The organism is Photobacterium sanguinicancri (genome assembly GCF_002265265.1).
Taxonomy (GTDB): domain Bacteria; phylum Pseudomonadota; class Gammaproteobacteria; order Enterobacterales; family Vibrionaceae; genus Photobacterium; species Photobacterium sanguinicancri.
The window spans coordinates 1-16,384 of sequence record NZ_NOIF01000111.1; the positions used below are offsets into that span (position 1 = coordinate 1).

11 protein-coding genes are annotated in these 16,384 nt (G+C 42.6%); 3 read left to right on the plus strand and 8 right to left on the minus strand.

What is annotated here, in order from left to right; all coding sequences use genetic code 11:
* Positions 1–117 precede the first annotated feature (117 nt).
* Entirely contained in the window at positions 118–1,812 is a 1,695-nt protein-coding gene (locus ASV53_RS15705; protein WP_094957768.1) for an AMP-binding protein, read from the plus strand.
* Between the two features lie 109 nt (positions 1,813–1,921).
* Here the strand turns inward: ASV53_RS15705 and ASV53_RS15710 are convergent, their stop codons facing one another.
* Genes ASV53_RS15710 through ASV53_RS15720 form a run of 3 tightly spaced genes read right to left on the minus strand, consistent with a single transcriptional unit; the run spans position 1,922 to position 4,495 of the window.
* On the minus strand, positions 1,922–2,938 hold the full coding sequence (locus ASV53_RS15710) for a metal ABC transporter substrate-binding protein (protein ID WP_094957769.1): 1,017 nt from the start codon (positions 2,936–2,938) through the stop codon (positions 1,922–1,924).
* A 16-nt stretch (positions 2,939–2,954) separates the two neighbouring features.
* On the minus strand, positions 2,955–3,818 hold the full coding sequence (locus tag ASV53_RS15715; protein ID WP_062691459.1) for a metal ABC transporter permease: 864 nt from the start codon (positions 3,816–3,818) through the stop codon (positions 2,955–2,957).
* On the minus strand, positions 3,815–4,495 hold the full coding sequence (locus ASV53_RS15720; protein ID WP_239928812.1) for a metal ABC transporter ATP-binding protein: 681 nt from the start codon (positions 4,493–4,495) through the stop codon (positions 3,815–3,817). The genes ASV53_RS15715 and ASV53_RS15720 overlap by 4 nt, the downstream gene beginning before the upstream one ends.
* Positions 4,496–5,099: 604 nt before the next feature.
* Here ASV53_RS15720 and ASV53_RS15725 point away from each other — a divergent pair.
* Entirely contained in the window at positions 5,100–9,053 is a 3,954-nt protein-coding gene (locus ASV53_RS15725; protein ID WP_094957770.1) for an AsmA family protein, read from the plus strand.
* Positions 9,054–9,454: 401 nt separating this feature from the next.
* Here the strand turns inward: ASV53_RS15725 and ASV53_RS26005 are convergent, their stop codons facing one another.
* Positions 9,455–10,042 carry a putative hemolysin gene (locus tag ASV53_RS26005; RefSeq protein ID WP_094957771.1) on the minus strand — a complete coding sequence of 196 codons (588 nt, stop codon included), beginning with the start codon at positions 10,040–10,042 and terminating at the stop codon, positions 9,455–9,457.
* 376 nt (positions 10,043–10,418) lie between these two features.
* Here ASV53_RS26005 and ASV53_RS15735 point away from each other — a divergent pair, with 376 nt between their 5' ends.
* Positions 10,419–11,648 carry a response regulator gene (locus tag ASV53_RS15735; protein WP_094957772.1) on the plus strand — a complete coding sequence of 410 codons (1,230 nt, stop codon included), beginning with the start codon at positions 10,419–10,421 and terminating at the stop codon, positions 11,646–11,648.
* Positions 11,649–11,727: 79 nt separating this feature from the next.
* Here ASV53_RS15735 and phaC read toward each other — a convergent pair whose 3' ends face one another.
* The 4 genes from phaC to ASV53_RS15755 all read right to left on the minus strand — a co-directional run bounded on the left by phaC (position 11,728) and on the right by ASV53_RS15755 (position 16,040).
* The gene (gene phaC / locus ASV53_RS15740) at positions 11,728–13,560 is read right to left on the minus strand and encodes a class I poly(R)-hydroxyalkanoic acid synthase (RefSeq protein WP_094957773.1); all 1,833 of its coding nucleotides are present in this window, start codon (positions 13,558–13,560) and stop codon (positions 11,728–11,730) included.
* A gap of 66 nt (positions 13,561–13,626) precedes the next feature.
* Positions 13,627–13,977 carry a phasin family protein gene (locus ASV53_RS15745; protein WP_062691465.1) on the minus strand — a complete coding sequence of 117 codons (351 nt, stop codon included), beginning with the start codon at positions 13,975–13,977 and terminating at the stop codon, positions 13,627–13,629.
* Between the two features lie 81 nt (positions 13,978–14,058).
* Positions 14,059–15,264: an acetyl-CoA C-acetyltransferase gene (locus ASV53_RS15750; protein WP_094957774.1), complete on the minus strand. Its 1,206-nt coding sequence runs from the start codon at positions 15,262–15,264 to the stop codon at positions 14,059–14,061.
* A gap of 35 nt (positions 15,265–15,299) precedes the next feature.
* Positions 15,300–16,040: an SDR family oxidoreductase gene (locus ASV53_RS15755; protein ID WP_094957775.1), complete on the minus strand. Its 741-nt coding sequence runs from the start codon at positions 16,038–16,040 to the stop codon at positions 15,300–15,302.
* Positions 16,041–16,384 lie beyond the last annotated feature (344 nt).

Here is a 16,384-nt window from a genome sequence, read left to right on the forward strand (position 1 = left end):
CCCTATTAAACATTTTTTTTACAATTATCTTGCAGCTAGATCCTATAATTAGCTTGACCGACCAGTTACCATGACATTAGATTTAACAAGTACGCAACAAAACAAGGATGAATTTGTATGACCTTACCTCTCTCTGCTGATCGTTTAAAGGAAACCACTATGCTTCAACCTCTACCCCATGAAATGATTTTAAAGTGGGCAGAAGAGCGTGCTGACGAAATTTACCTTCGCCAAATTAATAACCGTAAGTTTGTTGATTATTCTTATGCTGATGTAGCCGATAAAGCGCTAAGACTTGTCAGTGCACTGCGTGACTTAGGTATTCAACCCGGTGATCGTGTCGCTCTTGCTTCCAAAAACTGTGCTGAGTGGTTTATTTGTGACTTAGCCATGATGCTTGGTAGCTACATCAGTGTTCCTGTTTTTCCTACAGCAGGTGCAGAAACAATCGAGCATTGCGTTACACACAGTGAATCTAAAGTATTAATCATCGGTAAGCTCGATGATAGCAAAGCCATTAAGTCCGTTTGTAGCCACCTTCCCGATGTTATTACTATTGGTTTTAACTATGACAGTACACCGCCTTGTCAGTACCAGTTCAATACGCTGGTAGAACAGCATGAACCATCAGCCGAACGTCCAACGTATGAAAACGATGACCTTATGTCGATTGTGTACACCTCTGGTACATCTGGCTTACCAAAAGGTGCCATGCTTAGCTTTGGGGCGTTTGCTTGGTCTTCGCAACGTTTGATTGACCATATCGGTATGCAAGATGGCGAACGCCTATTCTCTTATTTACCGCTCGCGCACATTACTGAACGTGTCTACATTTTCGGTTCTTCAGTAATGGCCGGCATGCAAGTCGCCTTCCCTGAGTCACTTGATACTTTCATTGATGATGTGAAGATGCACCGACCAACGCTGTTTATTTCAGTTCCTCGTTTATGGACGCTATTCCAGCAACGTATTCAGGATAAATTGCCACAACGTAAACTCGACTTCTTGCTAAAAATCCCATTCATTTCAGGGGTAATTAAGCGTAAGTTAGCCGATGGACTTGGGCTTGATAAGGCACGTGTGCTGGGCTGTGGTTCTGCGCCCGTCTCCCCTGCGTTACTGCGCTGGTATGAACGCATCGGGCTACATATCACTGAAGCTTGGGGCATGACAGAGTCTTTTGCCTACAGCACACTAAATCACCCATTCCGCAGCGATAAAATTGGTTCAGTCGGGAACCCAGGTCCTGGGGTAGAGATTAAAATTGCAGCCGACGAAGAGATTTTGGTTCGAAGCGAAGGACTTTTCTCTGGCTACTACAAAAATGAAGAAGCCAGCAAAGAATGCTTTGATAAAGACGGGTGGCTATATACAGGTGACATCGGCTCTGTAGATGATGAAGGCTATGTCACCATTGAAGGCCGCAAGAAAGATACATTCAAAACAGCAAAAGGAAAGTTCGTTTCTCCTGTTCCAATTGAGAAACGTCTGTTCGAGTTAAGTAATGTTGAGCTGATGTGCTTAGTTGGCTCTGGTATGCCAGCACCAGTTTTATTAGCCATTCCCCACGAGTTCCCGAACTTTGATCGCAAACGCTATGAGAAAAAGGTCCACCATGTGATTGAAGTCATCAACCAAGAACTTGAATCTCATGCGAAGATCAAGGGCGTATTGATGATTAAAGAACCGTGGAGTATCGAAAACGGTGTGCTTACCCCGACGCTTAAAATTAAACGTCATATTCTAGAGAAACGTTATCAAGAGATTGGTAATGAATGGCCAAAAGGCCAATTGGTGCAATGGGAAGAGTAATCGTCGATATTACCTCTCAATAATGTCTCTTTAAAAAAGCCAACCTGTTTAATGGGTTGGCTTTTTATTGTAGTCAGGCAATATGCCTTTTAACTCACATAGTGAATACTTACTTCAACGCATTCACTATAGTATCTACATTGTATTCCATCATTTTTAAATACGTCGGTGCAGGACCTGTTGGTTCTGAAAGCGCATCTGAATATAACTGACCACCGATCTTAGCATCGGTTTCACGACTGATTTGTTCAATTAAACGGTTATCAGAGATGTTTTCAACAAATACAGCTTTAATACCTTCACTACGGATTTGCTTAATAATCTTAGCCACATCCCCTGCACTCGCCTCTGATTCCGTGCTTGTACCTTGTGGTGCATGAAAATCGATCTTGTAATCTCTCGCCATATAAGCAAAGGCAGCATGTGGCGTTATGACTTTGCGTTTTCCTTCTGGAATTAATGCGATTTTTTTATGTAACTTAACATCGAGTTTATCCAGTTTCTGGATATACAGAGCTGCATTTCGTTGGTAATCGTCAGCGTTAGCTGGATCAACCTTTGTTAGGCCCTTCTCGATATTTTTCACATAGACTTTCACATTTTTGATGCTATGCCATGAATGCGGGTCAAACTCACCATGGGCATGATCGTGGTCATGGTCATGGTCATGGTCATGGTCATGGTCATGGTCATGGTCATGGTCATGGTCATGGTCATGGTCATGGTCATGGTCATGGTCATGGTCATCATGATGGCCGTGACCGCCACAAGAGCAACTATGGCCTTTAATTGTATCGATACCGTCAGCGGCTAACACTTTGTTACCCTTAAAATTAGACGACTCCAATAAACGAGGCATCCAACCTTCAAACTCAAGCCCATTCATCACAACTAGCTGTGCTGATGCAATTGCCTTCGCGTCTAAAGGTGCTGGGTTATATACGTGTGCATCACCATTTGCTTTAACTAAGTTAGTAATAGCAACATGGTCGCCACCTACTTGTTGAACAAGATCACCCAACACAGAAAAACTGGTAACAACAGGAACTTTTGTATCGGCCATTACTGCTGAACTACAACCAAGCCCAAGCGCAATCATTGAAACTGCGAACGTTGCTTTAGACATTTACCTCTCCTTATTATTAATTTGCAAATTGCTTCAGCAATAAGCCGCCATGACGTCCTATTAGTAACGACACGATATACATTCCACCCAATACCAAGACGATAGCTGGGCTGGTTGCCAGACTGGCGTGATACGATAAAAACAGACCGAAGTAACAACTCACTACAGAGGCAAAAAAAGCAATAACCAGCATTACACCCAAACGAGCCGTCCAAAAACGTGCAATCGCAGCAGGTAAAATCATTAAGCCGACCGCCATTAACGTCCCTAAAGCGTGGAAACCTGCAACTAGGTTCAACACGACCAAGAGTAAAAAGCTGTAATGGGCAACAGAACTTAATTTACTCACCGTTCTGAAAAAAGCAGGATCAACACATTCCATTACGATTGGTCGATACAAAATGGCCAGCATTAACATTGAAATGGTTGCTATCGAGGTCAATAAAATCAGCGCTTCATCGTTCAGTGCCAACGTTGATCCAAAAAGCACGTGTAACAAATCAACATTGCTGCCTTTTGATGAGATAATCAGGACGCCCGTTGCTAATGAAAGAAGATAAAAAGCCGCCATGCTCGAATCTTCTTCAGCATGGGAATGCCGCGCCACAATGCCCGCTAAAACCGCAACAATACACCCAGCAACAACGCCACCAATTGTCATCGCAGAAACTGATAAGCCTGAAATCAAAAATCCGATGGCCGCTCCAGGCAAAATAGCGTGCGCCATTGCATCACCAGTAAGGCTCATTCGACGTAACGTCAGAAAGACACCAATCGGGGTTGCGCTTAAACTCAGAACAATACATCCCCACAATGCGCGCTGCATGAAAGAGAAATCGGAAAAGGGTTCAATAAATAAGGTGTAAAATTCAGTACTCATGCGGCTTGGCTTTTATTTAAAGGTTGTTCCATCGAGTTTTGAGCTAAATGTTGGTATCCAGCTGCAATCAAGTTGGCGGAAGCTAATACTTCGTTAGCTTCACCTTTGGCGATCATTTTGGTTGCTACTAACATCACTTGCGGAAAATATCGCTGTACTAATGCCAAATCATGAATGACCGCGACTACCGTTTTACCCGCTTGCTGACAGCTGCGGATCACTTGCATTAAATCTTCAATGGTTTGTACATCGATAGCGTTGAATGGCTCATCTAATAATAAAACATCTGCATCTTGCACTAGCATTCGGGCAAATAACATACGCTGAAATTGCCCACCTGATAGCGCACTGATTTGACGTTCTTCCATACCCAGCAAACCAACAGTTTCGAGTGCTTGATACATTTTTGAATTTTCTTGATGACTAAATGCCCGCCAAAAACTCAAACGTCGCCAAGCACCAGCAGCAACAAACTCACGTACTGTGATTGGGAATTGTTTATCGATTTGGCTGCTCTGCGGTAAGTAAGCGATATCTTTCAAACTATGCTGACCAAGAAAAATGGCGCCATCACTCGGCTTAAGCTGATTCATGATCGCTTTAAGTAATGTAGACTTACCAGCCCCATTAGGGCCAACCACCGCGAGTAGCTCTCCGCTTTCAATCTTTGCAGACACGCAGTCAAGCGCCAGTTCATTACGATAACAAACTGATAAATTATCTATTAATATCATTGAATTAAAACTATTAAGTGGGATTATTTCAGTAGTAAAGACAGTATCAACCACATCAAGCTGATACCACAAGTCACTCCGAATAAACGGATAGGCACACTTGTAAGCAATAAGGAAAACCGCTCGCAAGCGAATGTTATATCATCACAATTATTGTCGGTGACTTGAGGTTGATTATTCGATTTCATTCTTCTTAACTATTTCTTCAGCGGCTCATCAGAGTTCGATCTGCATCTAATGAACAAAACCAGATTTCGTTATAATATAACATAACAATTCCAATCATGCCTAGTTGTTTAGAATTAATCGCATTTAAAATTTTGCCAAAACAAGCTATATAACTAAAATCTTCCTCCAATAGCTCAACGTGACATCAACCTGCGTAACGTTCGTTACGCATAATAGGCATCTATAATATTTAGTCACAAAATTCATTAGAGTGCGCTAACACAAACCTTGCGCTAACCTACCGAAATCACCATAAACATGTTATCTTTCACGCCAATAAAACAACATACACAATTTCATTAAAGACCAAGCCTAAGCCATGACTTCAGCCAATAGTTCTCCTGAGAAAAAAGCCGCTATCACCAACAGTAAACCAGAGAAAAAATCATGGGTGCGCCGCCTATGCACTTGGCTGGTCATTACCTTCAGTATCGTCTTTCTGGCACTTATTATTACGCTGACAGTTGGTATCAAGGTCGACCTTACGCCTTATCGCGATCGCATTGCTCAAACCCTTACCGATAATCTTCATCGTGATACGCGTATTTCTGGCGATATTGAATTGCTTATTGGCTTCAGCCCTGAGATCAACGTGAATCAAGTTGTAATCGCCAATGTTGAAGCTGTCTCTTGGCAACCTATGCTGACCTCTGGCCATATTTCAGCCAAAATTAACGTACTTCCACTATTACAAAACACATTATCCATTGACTATGTAACGCTCAGTGATATCAGTGTACTGCTCTTTAAAGATTACGAAGGCAAGGCAAATTGGCAGTTCGATGCCATTCAAACAAGCGATACGGCGCAAGTAAGCACTAACAAAGACCCGTTGAGCTTTAATCTTAGTATTGGTGATCGTATCACCGCCAAAAACATCAACCTTGTTTACGATGATCAATCGCAAGGTAGCTACATTGACTGGCAACTCGAGAGTCTTGATTTACAGCAACAAAACGATCAATGGCATCTCGTCACTCAAGGTTATGCGCTAGGCCAGCAATACAATTTGACACTGGATGGTGATTTAGAAGACATCATTAACCAGCAAACAGGTAACGTTTCTATTCAAGGCGCATTTGCTGGCGCTAAACTGGCTATTGATGCTAGCTTACAACCACCACAAGCCGGTGATTCAACAGCAAGTGTCAAACTTGACTGGCAAGACACTCAGCCTATTGAAGACTTACTGGGTTTAGATGTTAAGCACGTTGCCCCACTCTCTATCAGCACCAACCTTTCAGCATCAGCAAAACACTTATTTGTGAATGATGTAAAGCTACGTAGCCCGATAACATCAGCGGATGGTCACTTTGCTATTGAATTAGGTAAGCATAACTTCATTGATGGTCAGCTAGACATCCCAGTGATTGATCTTCGCCCTTGGTTACAGCCAGAACCTGAACCACAAATGATGATGGCATACTCAAGCGCTCCCCCACAAAAATCACCGTTGCAGCAAGCACTAGATAAATGGTTGATTGAAACCACCACAAAACTTGGTATTCATATAGGTGAAATAAAAGGTTTAGGCACAAGCGTCGAAAATCTATCGCTGAATGTAGAAGGTGAAGCCGGTAAATTATCGGCTCCGATGACAGCCGATATTGCACTTGTTCCTTTCCGTGGTAACGCAACGATTGATGCTACAGAGTGGACATCCAATGTAGAGATTCAACTAGGCGCATCTGATTCATCTCTCGGTGAAATGGCGCGCTGGTTAACAGGGATCTACGCGGCAAAAGGGCACCTTGAAGATGCAAAACTACAGGTTAAAACATCTGGCACCAAGTTAAGTGAGTGGCTCGATAACAGTGAAATCGCACTAACAATTGATCAAGCAAAAGTAAATTGGGCCAAAGCCGCAACCTTTAGTATTGATAACGCACGGCTTCATGCAGGAATGCATCTACCTTTTAAATCATCGATTCAAGGTGAGTTAATGGGTATTCCAGCGCATATTACTGCGCAGGCAGGGACACTCGCCGATATTATCGAACGCCGAGACTGGCCAACTCAGTTTGAGTTTAAAAGCCCAGTATTAACAGCTCGCGCTCAAGGTATGTTAGTACAAACTAACTGGCAAGAAGGCAGCCACTTTTCGCTGTCGATAAAAGGCGATGATGCTAGCGCATTAAGCCCATGGCTAGGCACGCAAGCTCAGGTCTCTGGTCCTATCGCTATCGAAGGTAAGCTCAATTACCAAGATGGGCTTATTGCTTTGTTAATGAATGAACTTACCCTCATGAATAGCCATGGTCAGATCGCGCTTAAATGGCGCCCTGAGCCCGATAATCAGTGGGCAGCTATCAGTGGGCAATTCTCTCGATTGGATTTCACTCAGTTTGGCCAATTCATTAATGATGACGAATTACCAGAGGTTGAACAAACCATTCCAACCCAAGGTGCAAACCTCACAATTCCACTACTCAGCGACGATATCGTTATAATTGATGCTGATGTGGATTTTGCGGTCGACACACTTGTATGGGCAGATCAGCAGCTATCGGATATTGCTTTTAATGGGAAAATGCGCAACGGCAACATACCCTCTTCGCCATTTAAAATGCGCTATGCGGGCAGTCAGTATAACGGTGACATCTCACTAAATATAAATGCTGCCACCATTAATTCTCAGCTTAACCTTGTTGTTAATAAACCAAACATAGGTCAAATAGCCCAGAACCTCAGCATTACCAATGATCTTGGTATGACGCTAGATCAAGCCAAGTTAGCGATCCACTTATCAGGCCGCACTGTGCTAGAGCTGATGGAAATGGCAAAAATAAATGCACAGCTAACAGGCGGCCAATTACTGCTTTCAGATATTTACACAGGTAAAGCCTTGGATGTGTACTTAGCACAAGGACAGTTTGCAACAGGGCCGACAACCAACACCACCTTATCCTTACAAGGTAATGTAGCTGAACGCCCTGTGAAGCTTTTGCTGTCTTCGGTTTCGTTAAAGCAAGCCAATGATGGCCGTAAAACACTGCCAGCTTCTATGGACTTATCCATTGGTGATATGCAATTTAACGCCAAGTCTGAATTGGCGTTGCCGCTAGACTTCAAAAAATTAGCACTCAACTTACAGGCTGAGATACCTAACCTCGATCGCCTTAACCACTTTACAGGTGTGGCACTTCCACCCTATGGCCCTATTACCTTAAAAGCCCAGTTAGCATCAGATGAAAATGGCTACCGTTTCCGCGATTTATTAATCAAAGTCAGCGAGAGCCAATTAACCGGGCATGGCGACCTTCAACCGCAGGGGAAATATAACAAGCCAGATGTTCGTGTTGCTTTAACCGCCCCTTTTATCCAATTAGATGACTTCCAAGTCGGTAATTGGCAAGCATGGCTAGACGAAAATCAGGCGGCGACAGAGGAAAGCGCTCAAACGCCAACAGATGCTAAAAACCAACCATCCCCTGTTATTAGCCCTGAAGGCTTAAACTGGCTCAATGGTGATCTCTCGATTGCCGTCAATGAAGTACGATCGGGTAAAGATTGGTTGGGTGCGGGTTCACTTCATCTAAACCTCCAAAACGGACATTTAGTGCTTGAACCCTTACACGTCAAATTACCTGGGGGCGATGTTGCCATTAACGCAAAAATCAAAGCACGTGGTGATATGTTCAATATTGATTTGCAAGGTAAAGTGGACAACTTCAACTATGGTGTTCTAGCCCGTCGCATTCAAAACGATACGGATATGTCAGGTAAAATCAGTACACAATTCTCATTGACAAGCCTTGCCAATTCGCCAGATACCTTGATGAGAAATGCCAACGGTTTTATTGGTTTTGCCGCTTGGCCAGAGGCATTTGAAGCCGACCTAATTGACCTGTGGGCAGTGAACCTAACCGACGCCATCTTACCGAGTTTTACCGATGAAAATAACTCGGTACTGAACTGTGTTGCTGCGGGGGTTGATATCCGTGATGGTAATATCAAACAACGGAATATGTTGCTCGATACCACGCGTATTCAAGTGAATGGTAAATTTGATGCGTCATACCAAGATCGTAGTTTTGATCTCTACCTACGACCGCAATCGAAGAAAGCCCAAATCTTCAGCTTACAAACGCCAATCGAAGTACATGGTCAATTTGATGACTTTGATTTGAATGTTCCGCTGTCTGCTATTTTTGAAACATCAGTGCGTTTTACCACCAGCCCAGTCATTTCACCTATACGCTGGCTAATTGAAAAACCATTAGAGCGTGATGGAAGCAAGACCTGTGAGCTCATTTGGCAAGGTAAGCAATAGTGACGTCAAGACACATATCAGTAGAGTAAACCCTTACTATCGTTGACTCGAAACTGGAATCCTAACTACCATGCCCAAACCGCATAGGTTTGGGCTTTTCCGTCTCAAACACAATAAATTCGACTCAACGAAAACGCATAAACTTAAAGCTAGCTGGATTAAATAGAGCAGTATCGATGCATGCACCCGATACAGCACTGCATTTAATCGGTCACATTAAATACAACTTCGGACAGTAATACTCATACCATTAGTCTATGAGCTAGGTAATGCTTCAATAGCCACTAAGTGAGCGACCATCAACACAAAAGCCGCTACTTACTGGCAAGTAAGTTAGCAGCTTTCCAACATTCAAGATAACAATTCAGCACATTGGGATAAAGAGCGAATCGATAGGTTTCTTATTTTTGGGTGTCGTCTTTATGTTCTGCGCGGTAATACTCCCACGAATCAACAACAGTACCGTCAGGCAGTTTACATTGACCAAATTGGCCATCTGCGTTTTCGCTAATAAGGTTCTCACCACCCTGCTCTTCACAAAATACAGAAGCTGGATTGGCCATGCCAATCAACGCCGCTTGACCTTCTTCATTGTTCGCTCTGAAATACTCCCATGCCTCAACTTCGGTACCGTCAGTTAGCTGACAAAAGCCAACTTGGCCATTCTCACCATCTTTGTTGATATAAGTACCGCCCTGCTCTTCACAGAAAACGGCTGATGGGTTTGCCATACCAATTGGCTGATCAGCTGTATCTTTATCTTGTTCGTTCATGAATGCCCACTCTTCAACCAAGCGACCGTCACTTAGTTTACAATAGCCAACTTGACCGCCAGCTTCATCTTTAATTACAACCTCACCTCCCTGCTCAACACAAAACTCAGAGGCAGGGTTCGCCATAGATGGCATATTTTCTTGCGGCTTTTCTGCTTCTGAGCACGCAGTTAGTCCAACGGTTGCCAATAAAACGAATAATAGTGTTTTTTTCATGAGTAAAAATCCTATGCTATTTTGTTTTACGATCATTAATCGAACATCATTTTAATGACCATCGTTTGGTACTGTACTCTACGTGCATTTGGGTTGATGTCAAACTATATTTGATTGGATATTAACATAACAAACGACACTCGCGTTATGAAACAATCAGCATCACCTCTTACCAATTTACGTTCAGGTTTAACAATAAACTGTGAGATATGGAACGAAGTACAAAAAATTAGACATTACAAGTAACTTTTCAGTCATAACATCCAATATGTATGCGCTTTAGGCATTAACTATATTTGTATCTGTATTCGTTTTCACTCATAATATTGCGCCTAAATTAGCCAAGAAATGGTTAAGCACGAGTAGGTTGTGGTAAATGGAACAAAAAATATTAGTAGTGGAAGATAGTCGACCTTTTCGCCGAGCCATCGAATCTGAATTAAGGCAAGCTGGCTTCTTACCTGTTTTTGCTGAAACCATTGCCGAGGCCGAGCAAGTACTTGACCAAAACACCGACTTTCTCTGCGCTATTCTTGATTATTGTCTGCCCGACGGACAAGATGGTGAAATCATTGATGTTTGCTTATCAGTAGGCATAAAAGTTATCGTCTTAACTGCGATGATGGATGAAATGACACGAGAGAAAGTGTTAGCTAAAACCGTTATCGACTATATTCCCAAAGACAGCCCAAGCTGCATTGCGTCTATTATTCCTATTCTGAACCGCTTATCAAAAAACAGCAGCCATAAGGTACTTCTCGTTGATGACTCCATCACTGCACGTAAATACACCCGTAGTTTATTAGAGCGCCAATACCTCAATGTTATTGAAGCGACAAATGGTGAGCATGCCTTAGAAGTCATGCAAAAAGACAGTGAGATCAGCCTCGTTATCACCGATTATGCGATGCCTGAACGTGATGGCGTAAGTTTAGTCAAAGAGTTGCGCAAAAAATACAGTTTGAACAAGTTAGCTATCATTGGCTTGTCTGGCAGTGATGAGGCCTCGTTGACCGCGAAATTTTTAAAAGCTGGCGCAAACGATTTTTTAACCAAGCCATTTAATCAGGAAGAGTTCTACTGTCGCTTACATAGCACATTAAACATTCTGGATTCAGAGCGTCGGTTGTACCATCTCGCCAATCAAGATTACTTAACACAGACGTGGAATCGTCGTTATTTCTTCGACCACCCAATGAGTAAGAATCATCAATCACCACGATGCTTAGCACTGATTGACATCGATAACTTTAAAGCCATTAACGATAGCTTTGGTCACCATATCGGTGACATGGTCTTGATTGAACTCGCAACCATATTAAAAAACTATTTCCCCGATGCGTTAGTTTCACGTTTCGGTGGCGAAGAGTTCTGTATTCTTTACGGTAACTCTCCACATATTTTTGAACAGCGTTTGGAAGCAATGACAAACGAAATTGCGAGTTCTGAATTAACAATCCTGAGTAATAAGATTAAATATACTGTCAGTACAGGTGTTGTTGCTGCGGAAAGTAACATTCACGATTTATTACGACGCGCAGATGAGTGCTTATACAAGGCTAAATCGCAAGGCCGAAACTGCATTGTTAAAGAGCAGTACGTATAAAAAAGCCAGTTGAGTAATCAACTGGCTTTTACCGATTTAATACAACTTAGCTTTCACTCTGCACTATTTCTTTTAAAGACTAATCATTTTCCACAGCGTGTTGTGCTTCAACGTCTTGCGCTTTCTCAGCTAAGTTATCGAACTCAACAGGTAGAGTCTGCTTCACATAAATACCAGGAGCAGGCATCAATCCTGGGTAGTTATCATTACCCATAGGGCGTGCATCAACAGGCTCAGCTTCAGTAAAGCTATCTAACCACTGATCCCAATGAGTCCACCAAGAACCATCTTGTCGCTCAGCATCTTTCAACCATGCTTCAGGATCATCACCAAGATCATCATTCAGCCAATAGCCGTACTTGTTCTTCGCTGGGTGATTCACAATACCAGCTATGTGGCCAGACTCACCTAAAACAAACGTCGATTTACCGCTTAAATTACGTGAACCACGGTATGTGCCCTGCCAAAGCGCGATATGATCTTCAATCGTAGAGATAAAGTAAGTTGGCACCTTAATCTTGCTAAGATCGATATTTACGCCGCCAACTTGTATACCTTTCGGATCAACAAGCTTGTTCTCTAAGTAGAACTTACGCAGTAACGTATTATGGCAAGACGCCGCCACATTGGTACTATCACCATTCCAATACAGTAAATCAAAATCGATTGGGCTATTACCTTTAAGGTAATTGTTAATGTAGTAGTTCCAATACAAGCTGTTTTCACGCAGCAAGCTAAATGTCACACTTAGCGATCGACCATCCATGTAACCTTTCGACAGGTTCTCTGCTTCAATGGCCGAGATGATAGGGTCATTGATGTAAGCACCAATCTCACCTGGCTGAGAGAAATCAAGCAAAGTAGTAAAGAAGGTTGCTGACTTCACACGGTTACGCATACGTTTAGCGGAGTAGTACGCTAATGTGGTCGCTAATAAGCTACCACCTATGCAGTAACCCGCCGTATTGATTTGCTTTTCACCTGTAATGTCTGCAACTGCATCAATGGCTTTTAACGTGCCATCTAATACATAATGCTCAAAATCAACATCAATCATAGATGCATCAGGATTACGCCAAGACATCATAAATACCGTATGGCCTTGCTCTACCAACCAGCGCACCATTGAATTCTTCTCACGAAGATCAAGAATGTAATACTTGTTGATAAACGGCGGTACGATAAGTAATGGGGTAGCGTTAACTTGTTCGGTTAATGGCTTGTATTGAATCAACTCAAACAAATCATTTTTGAACACGACCTCACCCGCCGTATTCGCAACATTCGTTCCCAGTTCAAATGCGCTATCATTCGTCATCCGAATTTTAAGCACATCAGCACTTGATTGAATGTCTTCCTGAAGTAACTCCATCCCTTTGATCAAGTTCTCACCGTTACTTTCAACGGTTAACTTCATCAATTCAGGGTTAGTTGTTACGAAATTTGTTGGTGATAGCGCATTGATAGCTTGACGAGAAAAGAAGCTTAGTCGCTCCTTGGTCTTTTCATCTAGCCCTTCAATGGCATCGATACTTTCTTGCATCGTATTGCTATAAAGCAAATAAGACTGCTTGATGTAATTATAAAACGCTTCGTTTTCCCATGCGGGATCACTAAAGCGTTTGTCATCTTTTGCAGGTTTTACTGCGGCATCTCCATCACCCGCATTCATGGTAATGTTCTGCCAAATTTTCATTTGGTTTTCCCACCAATTCATCTGCACAGCTGCAAGCGCAGCAGGTTGTGCAGAGGCTTTCTCAATTAGTTGTGTTGCGTCGTCAAGATTGACTTCATTGAGTGCTTTATTGAGGGGAGTATTAATGGCTGCCTTGCCAGAATCCAATTCTTTCCACCACAGCTGATTCATCTCTTGGAGCTTGGCAAAGTAGTCCGAAAAGAAGTTTTGATCCATGATAATGACCTCGTTTATGGACTAAAAAATGCCGCCTTAAAAAAAGGCGGCATTACGGTCATTTATTTACGCTGTTGGTGTTGCTTGTTGTACATTTTCAGCGACAAGCTCTTCAACATCCGTTTTGAATTCTTGAGCAATAGACTGAAATTTATTGCTGTCTTCCATAAGTTGCTGAGACAACTTAGTCAACGTTTCAAGTTGTTGACCATTAAAAGCCGTTAGAGATTGTACGTCTTTAACTTCACCAACCGCTTTTAGTTGAGACAAGCCAAGGTCACTGTATGCACGAACGGCTGCTAGTTGTAGCTCGGTAATATCTTCAACATTTTTCGTGAAAAGCTTATTGAATTTCACGTATGGTGCCAGTGTTTTCTCTGTTTGATCTGAGAACGATTTGAACATTTCCGTATACATGTTTGTATCCTTAATTTTTAAGTAATAAGCCGGCGGCAAGTATCATTAGCCATGTCACTATTCGCCAGTACGTATCATTGGTTAAACACTTTTCAAGACAATGGCAGTACCCATACCACCACCGACACACAAAGTTGCGAGGCCATATTCTGTATTACGACGACGCATTTCATGAAGCAAGCTGACAATAATTCGGTTACCCGAAGCACCAAGCGGATGGCCAAGTGCAATTGCGCCACCATTCACATTCGAGCGCTCAGCAATGTCTTCTACTTTCACATCAAGCTCATCAGCAAGCTCATGCAGCACACCGAGAGCTTGACCAGCAAATGCTTCGTTGAATTCAAATAGCCCAATTTGATCAATCGATAATTCAGCTTTCTTCAGCGCTTTAATCACTGCGGGAACGGGACCAAGGCCCATCACTTCAGGCGCAACACCTGCTTGCGCATAACTTTCAATTTCAGCAAGCGGGGTTAAATTATATTTTTTAACTGCAGCTTCAGAGGCAACGATAATCGCACTACCACCATCATTGATGCCAGAAGCGTTACCTGCCGTTACTGAACCTTCTTTATTAAAAGCAGGGCGTAAATTCGCAAGGCTTTCAATACTTGCATCGGCTTTTGGGTACTCATCGGTATCAACAATCGATGTTTTACGGCGTACCGTTACTTCAACTGCCGCTATTTCGTCTTTAAACGTGCCCTGCTCTATCGCTGCAACAGCGCGTTGCTGACTTGCCAATGCGAAGTTATCTTGTTGCTCACGCGTCAAGCCAACTTTTGCCACCACATTTTCAGCCGTAACACCCATGTGATAGTTATTGAACACATCCGTTAGACCATCTGCAATCAGCAAATCGGTCATTTCAAGATTACCCATTTTTTGGCCATCGCGAACTTTCGACGAGACACAAAATGGAATTTGCGACATGCTTTCAGCACCCGCAGCGACAACAAGATCTGCATCACCAGCTTTGATATGCGCAGCGGCATCCATGACAGTTTTCATCCCACTACCACAGACCATATTTAAGCTATAAGCTGGCACTTCATTAGGAATACCTGCGAACAAAGCGGCTTGTCGGCCAGGTCCCATCCCTTGACCCGCCCCCACAACGTTACCAACGATGACTTCATCAAGGTTCGCGGGGTTAACATTTGCTTGTTCAACTGCCGCCTTAATTGCTACAGCCCCCAAATGTGCTGGAGAAACTGACTTTAGTGCACCATTAAAGCTACCAATTGGGGTACGTTTTGCTGCAACAATAAATACTTTTGCCATTTCCAAATTCCTTTATTCCATTAAAAGAGGTGCACTTAGTGCATGTACAAACCGCCATTGACATTCAAGGTCTCACCCGTAATGTATGCGGCCTGTTCACTGGCTAGGAAAGTCACTGCTGAAGCAATTTCTTCAGGTTTTGCTAAACGCTTCATTGGAATTTCAGCTTTAATTCCATCAAGCACTTCTTCACGAATAGCTTCAACCATAGGTGTTCCCGTATAACCCGGTGCAATGGCATTTACTGTCACGCCTGAACGTGCACCTTCTGCGGCAAGGGCTTTTGTAAAACCAATCATGCCGGCTTTAGCCGCCGAATAGTTAGCTTGACCAAATTGGCCTTTTAAACCATTAACCGAGGTGATGTTAATAATGCGTGCATTACCGTGTTCACACATAGAAGCAAACAGTGGTTGTGTCACATTAAATAAGCTATTCAAATTCGTATTGATAACCTCATTCCATTGCTGAGCCGTCATACGCTTGAACGTTGTATCGCGTGTAATACCTGCATTATTTACCAAGACATCAATGTTGCCTTCTTCTTGCAATAATGTTGCAAGTGCTTCTTCGCAATATGCGGAATCCGTTACATCCAATGGAAGTAAGCGCACTTGATCATCGGAATAATTATTCGCTTTGAGCCATTTCTTTGCACACGCTTCATTTGATGGAAAATATGCTGCAATCACACGAAAACCTGCAGCAACTAAACCATCCGTAATAGACGAACCAATACCACCTTTAGCACCTGTAACTAATGCCTTCTTTGCCATGAACACCGACTCCTTTCTTCCCTTAATGAGAACATACACTACTGATATACAAGTAAAATAAAACTCGCACGCTAACGCTAGGTATATTTCTGCCAACCAAATTAACGTTTACGTTTGTTATTGAGTTACCAATATCCTAGAGCTGTTTAAATACACTTCCGTGATACATTTGTTGCATATTTATTATAAGAGCACAGAGTCATATATATATCAATACACAGCATGAATGGTCGTACCAATATACCTGAATAGAATCACACTTATGTTTTCTATCAATAAAAGTCAAATTCGTAACAAATACGTTTAAATGATGTTTTATTTCTAGGCGTATCACGCATCAATAG